Genomic DNA, 8637 nt, shown 5'->3' with positions numbered 1-8637 from the left:
ACTCTGTCGGCTGGCTTCCTGGGGATCAGTGATGGAGCGACCACCACACATTCATGGCCAAGCGATCGAATAAGCCGATGTAGGCCGCATCCGGTCGGACCCGCCTCGTAGCAGAAATGAACTCGGTCAAACATTGCTGCTATCCGTTGGATGATGCGGCGCATGCTGGTATCAGAGGCCTCAACCTCACCCCAAAAGCGGACCTCTCCCTCCCAGCCGGATTCAACGACAGCAATCGCATTCTTTAATTTGGCGACATCGATTCCTATAATCTCAATAATCTGCCACGGCTCGTCCTCCTGTGATGAGGATCGGCTCGGCCTATCCGAGCAACCGTCGGAAGACCAGTGTAGGGCGAGCCACCTCAGGCACGAAGACGGACATACGGTCGTACGGTCCATCATGCATCCTCCGCCGAGCGCGATCTCTTCGCGGCAGAACCGGGCTACGCCGCCGTGTGAGCGCCAACATCGCGAGAAGATTCGCTGCGGAAGATGCCCGATGAATCGTAAGCTGATTTACTTCGGACCGCGTATGAGTGGTCTTGCAGCGCGGCGCGCCTCTGCCTCTTAATGGATGTTTAATGTAGCTAAACCGGATGAAATCCCTGCCATATACATTTGAGTTCGATCTGGGCATTACGTCCAGAGTTCATATTGATTCGTCCGCACCGCACGGCGGTTCATCCGTCATGTCAATGTTTCCAATCCAAACAATGGATTACTAAAACCTTCCGGCAGGCATATAGGAAAGAGTCCAGTGGGGCTGTTTCATAAGGAGCATTCGCAATGGAGAAAACTGTTCTGGGTGGCCCGGGTAGCAACAATTTCTTTGGCAGTAATGGTGATGACGTGATGGTCGATCCCACCGGAAATGACTGGATCGACGGTGGTCCCGGAAACGACTCCATCTCGGCCGGCGAGGGTAACGACCGCGTGTTCGGCGGCGCGGGCAATGATCACGTCTTTGGCGACGAGGGCAACGACTACCTCTACGGCGACATGGGTCGCGATAAGCCCCGCATCCTGGGTACGGCCCTCCTTGGCGGCGACAACGACAAGCTCTATGGCGGAGCCGGCGATGACGTGCTCTTCGCGGGCGACGGTAGGGACTCTCTGGCCGGCGGTGCCGGGCAAGACACCTTTGCGTTCCAGTTCCATAACCCGATGGCCGGGTTCGACCCAAATTTTGGATCGGACCACACCAGCATTGTTGATTTTGACCGAGCGCAAGACTCTTTTGCCTTCGATGCGGTAGGCTTTGGCGTCGATGGTATTGCAGCGAATTTCATCAATCATGAGGCGCACGGCCATCAGGTGGACACGTTCTACAGCGGTCCCGCTAGTGGCGCGAACGGCGAGCACGTCGTCGTGATCACTGATCGTGGTTTCACCGATGGCTCGGCCGCAGCCAGGGCTATTTCCGGGGAGGCTGCAGGCGATATCATTGCCTATTTCAATGATGACAGCATGACCGCGAATTTGGGTTATGTCACTTCCGAAAACTACGTGGATGACTTCGCGCACTTGAGCAACGTAGAAAGTTTGCTCCACTTAACCAGCCTAGGTTTGACTGCTTCGGATTTCACGTTCTTCTAGGCTGGTTAATCAGTTGGTGTTGCTGTCGAGATGATCATCTGTTTCCTTTGGATGCGGAGACAGTTCGATGGCAAGGTGGTAGGAAATTGTCGGCAGTCGGACACAGAGGGACGCGCGCCAGTCTCTCGTCCCTGCGGCCGGCGGGGCGCAGCGGTGCCGACAACCGTTGCGCGCTCTCACCGACGATGCATCTGCTGCTTCGTGGCGGTCGCTGGAAGGACTGCCCGCCGGTCTATGGCTCCCAAATCTAACGATTTAAATAATGGACCCCCGATGCATGAATGAGCCTTTCCTGAGCATACCCTATTGAGACGAATGCTGGTAAATGCCGCGTCTTGTTGCCTACGATTTGAACAAGGTCCTTGACCTTGCCCCGTTGAAATAATCCATTTTGAAGTAAGCTCTGGCCCATTGAGAGGACCAGGGAATGAAGCGCAATCGTTTCACAGACGAACAGATCATCGGCATTCTGAAGGAGCACGAGGCGGGCGCATCGCTTTTGATGATTAAGACCCCAGATCCGCTGCGAAGTATATTGGTGGTGGGCGCCACTTCTCTGCTCCAGCACGTCAGAGCAGGTGGAAGCAGGCATGCTTCCCGATGGCTTATCGAGCTCCTGCAACGGAAAAAGCCGAAATGGCCGCCTTCAAATCGGAATGCTGGCCGGAATGAAATCGGAATACGCAGCCGCCGATTGACAGTACGGACAGTCCTAGCCCACATTACTATTCCAACCGATTAGTGGAATTACTCATATCAACCAGCACGCGCGATCATTTCCGATTGTATTGTGGCAGCGGTGTACAACGAAGCTTCCACCGGAAGGTTCCCGAACGCGAGCTGGCAAAGAAGGTAATTTGCGCCAGCCTCCTCCGAATGGCCGTGCAGTGTTTGCCGCACCTGATCTGCAGTTCCGGCTACGCACAATTCATTCTCTACCGCCTCGTCAAAGGTCAGCGGCAGGTTTGGAGGCGTCGGGAGATCGTTTAGGTCGTAAAGGAATTTGAAGCTGCTAAGCCAAAGATCGTATGCTGACGCTGCGAGCGAGCGAGCATTCAATTCTGACCGGCCGATTACGACCATACGGAGCAATCCGCGAAATAGAACTTGATTGTCCGAGCTTTTGTTGCGCTCGGCTTTAAACGCGTCAGTCACCGCGCGGACATACGACGAAGGTCCGATGCATGCAATATTTGCCCCATTGGCTGCGGCCCAACGTGCAGACTCGGGGCGGTTCGTTGCAATCCATATTGGCGGATGCGGGCGCTGATGAGGACTAAGGGCAAGGGGTATGCGGCTAAACTCGAAATGCTCACCGTGATGGTTGAGCGTGCCGCCCTTCATGGCGTTAAGCAAGATCTCACTTGTTTCCGCGTAGCATCCAGGGGCCGACTCGGGGCTCATCCCGAAGTAGCCGAGCTCAACGGGAAGGGAGCCGCGTCCGATTCCCAGCTCGAGTCTACCACCACTCAATTGATCTAGCATGCAGACTTCTTCGAAGACCCGCAAAGGATGATAAAGCGGTAGCAGCAGGACAAGCGGTCCCATACGAAGCCGACGAGTGCGCTGCGCGACGCTGGACAGAAACAGATTGGGCGACGGGCTCCTTCCATGCGGTGTACAATGATGCTCAGCCAGATGGTACGCGTAGAAGCCAAGTTGATCGCACGATTCTACTAGTTCTAGACGCTCCGAGTACAGCCGCTCGATGTCCGTATGATTATCGTCGAGGTGATCAAAGATTCCGAAAGTCAAATTTGAGTGGCTGTTCGCCATCGAGTGGTCTCCTGTTCAGTTGTAAAGTGCTTCGGACTGCAAGACCGAAGGCTCTGTATCGCCGATCCCCTGACCACTGACCTGCCCGGGTCGGTGGCGATAGCACAAGGATTACTGGCTCGTGACAGAGGTTTCGTGCGGTACTAGTTTTTTTAAGATCCTACCGGCCGCGGAAATGAAGGCGTCCATCTCGTCTTTTTTACCAATGCTCACACGGATGTAATCTTCGAGGCCATCCTCGGGAAATGCAGCAATGAAAATATTCTCGTCTCTCAAGGATGTTTGCCACCAAGTGCCCTTTCGACCGGGTGGTACACGGGCGAGTAGGAAATTTGCGTGGGATGGGATCACTGAGAAGCCCAGATGAGACAGAGCGGTCGTAACGCGTTCTCTTTCCTCTTTGATGTGCTTATGATTGTCTGAATAGGCGGTACGGTTCGAAAGGATACTAATGCCGACTGCATGTGCGATAACATTCATATTGAAGAGGTTTTGGATGTTGCGTAGCCTTCCGATCAAATCAGGATGACCGAAGCCAAACCCGATGCGAAGGCCGGCAGCAGAGTAACTTTTGGAGAAGGTTCTTAGGACCAGAAGGTTCGGATGGCGGTGGACGAGGCGTAAAGCGTCATCGGGTGCAAAATCGACATACGCCTCATCCAAAACGATGAGACGGTTCGATTGAGTGGCGAGACTATCGACATCAGCTACTGGGACGAACGTGCCACTAGGGTTGTTAGGATTAGACAACACGATGAACTTTGCATCTTGTGCGGGACCAGAAAGCAGTTGCTTCATCGGAAGCATGTAAGATTCGTCCCATTTCACCTCTATGAATCGAGCTCCTTGAAGACTTGCAAGTTTTCGATTGAACGAAAAGCCAGGGGACAGCATCGCGACCGAGTCTCCCGGGGCGAGGAAGGCTTTGTAAATGACACTTAAAAGTTCTGAGGAGCCGTTGCCGGCGATTACCTGATCTTGGTTGAAACCGTATGCATTGGCGGCGGCTTCTCGCAAACCAACATTGTCATCTTCTGGATATAGATGATGGCCTTTGAGTGCCGCAATTGCACTCTGCATTACGGGCAGAGGCAAAGGAAAAGGGTTTTCGTTTGTGTCCAGTTTAATGATCTATGCTTGGCACCGGAGACACTGGAGGGCGCAGCCTCTAGGCTCCTCGTCTCTTCTAATAGAGCTGAAAGCACATCTGCTAGTTTTGCGTCAGACATTTCTTTCTCCGTTTCAACCGGGCCACGCGCCTCTCTGGGCAGCTGGCATAGTTAAGCCTCTCGTTCGTGACGGTCTCCTAGCAACTACCAGCATGCGAAGGCTCACCGCGATTAAGCAAGCATCGGTGGGAAATCGCAGTCTCCCGTTGGGCGTCGGATCGGATCCTGGGTCGCCTTTCTAGCCATGATCGTTTTGGCGGTATAATGGATTGATTTTATGAGTATCGATCCAAGCGGCAAATAAACCTGGTCGTCACAAGAGGATGATAATCAACGCCCAAGGACGATGGGCTGTGCCGACCAAGCCACTTGAAGCCCTGATCTTCAAAAACGCGGATAGCTGTCGCGGCAACGCCCCGCGGCATTCACGGGATCGCTGCGCCAGACCTTCAGCCGGCGCTGAAGTGTTCGAAGCAGTTTGTCGGGGTAATCGCCGGGATACTCGGGCTGCAGTCGTGACAGAAGTTCACTGCCGGTTCGCCATGGTTCGGCTTCGAACCAATTTCGCAAGTCGGCAGTCGCCTTAACGAGAGGGTCAGGACGCCGCCGCCCTCTTTGGCTTTTACAATCGGTCGATCCGTCGGCCGGCTAGCTCCGTCTTTCCAGGCAGTCCGCAAAGTCGCCAGGAAAAGGTCGATCGGCTGAGTTAGCCCGTCAGAGCGCATGGCGGGCGGAGTGTCGGCAAGCGCAGCAATTCGCTCCTGCAGGGCGCGAATATCGCGCAATAGCAGGACAGGATCGAGCCCGGCGTAGATTTCCTGCAGACGGCAGGTAAACAATTGTCTGGGCGACAACTTATGGCGACACGCAACAGTACTGACCGACATCTCGCCGCTATAGCTCTCGGCGACGATGCAGTCCTTTTCATCGACACTCCAGTCGCGGGGAGTGCCCATTCTCGTGAAAACCTCAAACCGTCGCAACGGCACATCTAGACTGGCGCCATGCGGATACCCTGTAATTATCATATGTCGAAGCCTCGTACGGCAAAAAACAGTCACATTTCTTATCCCGAAGGGGGGTAGGGCGCCTCTTACGGTCATCCGCCTGTGCGCGCATTATCCAGATCGACCCGATCGTATCCTCATGGCGCATCAAACATTCGTCCGTGCCTTGTTTCACTTGCAATCAAGCGCGCTAAGGTCAGATGTGCCGGGCGAATTTTGGATGCGAGTTGTCGCCTTGCTACTGGTACACCACCCATGCGTTTTAAAGGTCTTGATCTTAATCTTCTTGTCGCGTTCGACGCCTTGATGAGTGAAGGCAATCTCACTGCTGCGGCAAAGCGCATCAACCTCAGCCAGCCGGCGATGAGTGCCGCTGTGCGTCGGTTGCGCCTCTTTTTCAAGGATGACATCTTTACCCCCAGAGGAGGAAAGCTCGTGTTCACTCCACTGGCATTGGCTCTATTCCCAGCAGTTCGGAATGCCCTACAGCACATACAGCAGAACATAATTTCAGGACCTAGTCCGTGCGCTCAGCTCAGATGTCGTCATTTCAGGATTGCATTATGTGATTTCATGACTACGGTCTTTCTTAAGAGGGTGATCGAGCGTGTCGCATCCGAAGCACCTGCAGTCAGCTTTGAGCTACTTCCTTTGCCTGACGATCCGGACCAGCTTCTCCGGCGTGGCAGAGTTGACTTCGTGATACTGCCGGAATTGTTCGCCGCCAGTGGCCATCCTCAAGCAACGCTTATTGAGGAGAATCTTGAACTGGTAGGGTGCGCGAGCAACTCAAAGTTCTCAGAGAGAATGAGCATTAGAGAGTATGTCGGTGCGAGCCACGTCACAGCAAAAACAGGTCTTGGCCAACCTTGTTCAATCGAGGACAATTATCTCCGTCGGCTTGGTCTTCAGCGCCGTGTTGACGTGATAGTTCCCAATCTCAGTATGGTGCCAGCTGCTATCTCGGGAACAGAACGGCTGGCGATATTACCTTCGCGACTCGTGCGGGAAGTTGCGTCCTCCGTTCCGCTGCGCGTTATCGACCATTCGATTGGGCTTCCACGATACGACCAAGCCGTTCAATGGCCGTCCCTGCATGACGCTGATGCGGGAAGTGCTTGGCTGCGTCATATAATGCTGGAAGAAGCCAAGAACCTAGATGAAGCTTGGCCACGAACTGAACAGGCACCAGGAATTGGCAATAAGGGCCATTTCTTAAGAAGATGATATGAGTCAGCCCGCGAAACGAAGTCCGCAGCCGCAGCGCAACGGGCCCACTCATCACAGATCGAGGAGACAACGTGAGATGCCCCAGGAAACTCGCCCTTCGACGTTCAAGTATTTCGGATCATCGTTCGATGGAATGATCGATAAGCTCAGTGGCGCGTTCGGGAAATTTGAGGGCGAGCTGATTGGCCGCGTGGAAAACTTTCATTGGAGCCTTGATTTTTCTTCCAGCGACTGGGCCTCCGTGATCACGGGATATCATCAACACGAGTTACAGTTCAAGATTGAGCCTACGGCAAGTTCAGTGGAGTATCTGTCAATCGTTTTGCCCCGAAGCGGAGGTATGGGGTTCAGCCACGGCTCAACGAAAGCTGATGCTGGTCGAGACAGGCTGCTGTTGTACAACACTCTGGAACCCGAACAAGTGAGGATGTACGGGCAGTCAAACGTCATCGACGAGCTGCTGATCGATTGGAATATCATACTGCAGACACTGGATCAGACATTTGAACGGCCCCTTGGGGAATCATTGGCGCTCGTGCCAGAGCTCGAAAAAACCACTGCGGGCGGGCAGACGATTGCTGCATTAGCCGAGACCGCTATCCGGGCTCTGCGCGACCCTTCAATTCATTCCCCGGTAGCGATGGCGCACATCACCCAAGCCCTTGCTGATTTGATCATTCACGTGGTGCCCCACCGGCTTTCTCGGTTTCTCGAAAGGAAGCCCTGCATGATAGCACCGTGGCACATACGGCGGGCAATAGAATTCATGGAGGCTAACGTCAGCCGGCCAATCCGAATGCCAATGGTCGCAGAAGCGGCTGGCGTTTCTACACGCGCGCTGCAGCTCGGCTTCCGTACATTCCGGGAAACCACTCCAGCTGCATATTTGTCCATGCTCCGCTTGCGGGGCGCCCGCTTGGATTTGCTTGATCCCGAAAACGCAAACACGATAAGGCAAATTTGCCTGAAATGGGGTTTCTTTCACTTCGGCAGGTTTTCGGCCATCTACAGATCGACCTACGGAGAGAGCCCATCGGCAACGCGAAAGCGCGTGAGAGGCGCCCCCGTCTACTGTCCGTAGCTTGCTCGTTGGCTCCGGCTCCGCCTTTCCTTCCCACATCCACAGGATGGATGCGCCATCCAAACAATTGATTCAGTGTTCGATTGCGATAATTCAATAAGTGTCGTCATCAAGTTTACGATATGCTTGCCCCCCAAGGCTCATTCCTTTCGGCGGTATTCCCAAGTGGATTAACAGGTTCTCGAAATTCATTGTTTGGATGAATGCCATACAGCTTCCGAAAAGGCGGCCGGCTCTTCTTTAAGTCGGATGTTATGAATTCCGACAGCATCGTGAGCTTTGACTTGCCGGGTAATTCCCTCAAGAAGCTGCTGGCCGAGCAGATGCTCGATGTCCGAAAGTATGGGCGGCGCGACGTAGCTCAAGTTGCCGATGTCGCGTCAGGACATCGCGGACTACTTGGCGATGACAATTGGAACTGTGTCCCGGGGAATGACTGAGTTGAAAGAACGAGATATCCTTGAGATGAACGCGCTCGGACCATCACGATTTTGAAACTGGAGGCCCTTCGCGCGCTTTTTCTATGCGGTCGTGTAGAGCGACGATCTGGATGAGATCACGTCTCATCTTGGTTGTCGCGCTGCTCGGTCGTCTGCATCCCTAACTTTGATTGTCTCACCTCGTCATACACGATGTCTCTCACGTGGTGCGAGGAGGGGCTTGGAGCCACGTGCCCGTCCTTAGATCCGAACAAGGCCGGATGTTAAAGAATCAAATATCCGGGATGGCCGCCAGAGCGGGTAGGTTTGTTTTTGACCACTTGTTGCACATGGTTT

Annotated in this window: 4 protein-coding genes and 5 pseudogenes; 5 read left to right on the top strand and 4 right to left on the bottom strand. The window is 54.0% G+C overall.

Annotated elements, in window-relative coordinates:
• Positions 1 to 281 (bottom strand): annotated as a pseudogene (locus tag BN77_RS36090) (IS110 family transposase); the annotation flags it as partial.
• Positions 282 to 788: 507 nt separating this feature from the next.
• Here BN77_RS36090 and BN77_RS29490 point away from each other — a divergent pair.
• On the top strand, positions 789 to 1598 hold the full coding sequence (locus tag BN77_RS29490; protein ID WP_007539233.1) for a calcium-binding protein: 810 nt from the start codon (positions 789 to 791) through the stop codon (positions 1596 to 1598).
• A gap of 487 nt (positions 1599 to 2085) precedes the next feature.
• Positions 2086 to 2235, top strand: a pseudogene (locus BN77_RS33905) (IS110 family transposase); the annotation flags it as partial.
• Positions 2236 to 2354: 119 nt separating this feature from the next.
• Here BN77_RS33905 and BN77_RS29480 read toward each other — a convergent pair.
• The 3 genes and pseudogenes from BN77_RS29480 to BN77_RS32995 form a co-directional block, all read right to left on the bottom strand.
• On the bottom strand, positions 2355 to 3374 hold the full coding sequence (locus tag BN77_RS29480) for an LLM class flavin-dependent oxidoreductase (protein ID WP_007539229.1): 1020 nt from the start codon (positions 3372 to 3374) through the stop codon (positions 2355 to 2357).
• Positions 3375 to 3485: 111 nt separating this feature from the next.
• A pseudogene (gene hisC / locus BN77_RS29475) lies at positions 3486 to 4603 on the bottom strand (histidinol-phosphate transaminase).
• A gap of 324 nt (positions 4604 to 4927) precedes the next feature.
• A pseudogene (locus tag BN77_RS32995) lies at positions 4928 to 5367 on the bottom strand (ISNCY family transposase); the annotation flags it as partial.
• A gap of 438 nt (positions 5368 to 5805) precedes the next feature.
• On the opposite strand from BN77_RS32995, the gene BN77_RS29465 reads away from it, so the two are divergent.
• The 3 genes and pseudogenes from BN77_RS29465 to BN77_RS36085 form a co-directional block, all read left to right on the top strand.
• Positions 5806 to 6777 carry a LysR family transcriptional regulator gene (locus BN77_RS29465; protein WP_007539227.1) on the top strand — a complete coding sequence of 324 codons (972 nt, stop codon included), beginning with the start codon at positions 5806 to 5808 and terminating at the stop codon, positions 6775 to 6777.
• A 79-nt stretch (positions 6778 to 6856) separates the two neighbouring features.
• Positions 6857 to 7861 (top strand): helix-turn-helix transcriptional regulator, encoded by a 1005-nt coding sequence (locus BN77_RS29460; protein ID WP_007539226.1) that lies wholly within the window; start codon positions 6857 to 6859, stop codon positions 7859 to 7861.
• 360 nt (positions 7862 to 8221) lie between these two features.
• Positions 8222 to 8415: pseudogene (locus BN77_RS36085) on the top strand (helix-turn-helix domain-containing protein); the annotation flags it as partial.
• Positions 8416 to 8637 lie beyond the last annotated feature (222 nt).

The sequence above is a fragment of the Rhizobium mesoamericanum STM3625 genome, assembly GCF_000312665.1.
Taxonomy (GTDB): Bacteria; Pseudomonadota; Alphaproteobacteria; order Rhizobiales; family Rhizobiaceae; genus Rhizobium; species Rhizobium mesoamericanum.
The sequence above is the reverse complement of the archived record's forward strand: the minus strand, read 5'-3'. Positions and strand labels throughout refer to the sequence as shown.

Excerpts from the sequence above, each read along its gene's own strand:
- BN77_RS29490 (WP_007539233.1), top strand. The coding sequence starts at position 789 with ATGGAGAAAACTGTTCTGGGTGGCCCGGGTAGCAACAATTTCTTTGGC.
- BN77_RS29460 (WP_007539226.1), top strand. The coding sequence starts at position 6,857 with ATGCCCCAGGAAACTCGCCCTTCGACGTTCAAGTATTTCGGATCATCG.
- BN77_RS29465 (WP_007539227.1), top strand. The coding sequence starts at position 5,806 with ATGCGTTTTAAAGGTCTTGATCTTAATCTTCTTGTCGCGTTCGACGCC.
- BN77_RS29480 (WP_007539229.1), bottom strand. The coding sequence starts at position 3,374 with ATGGCGAACAGCCACTCAAATTTGACTTTCGGAATCTTTGATCACCTC.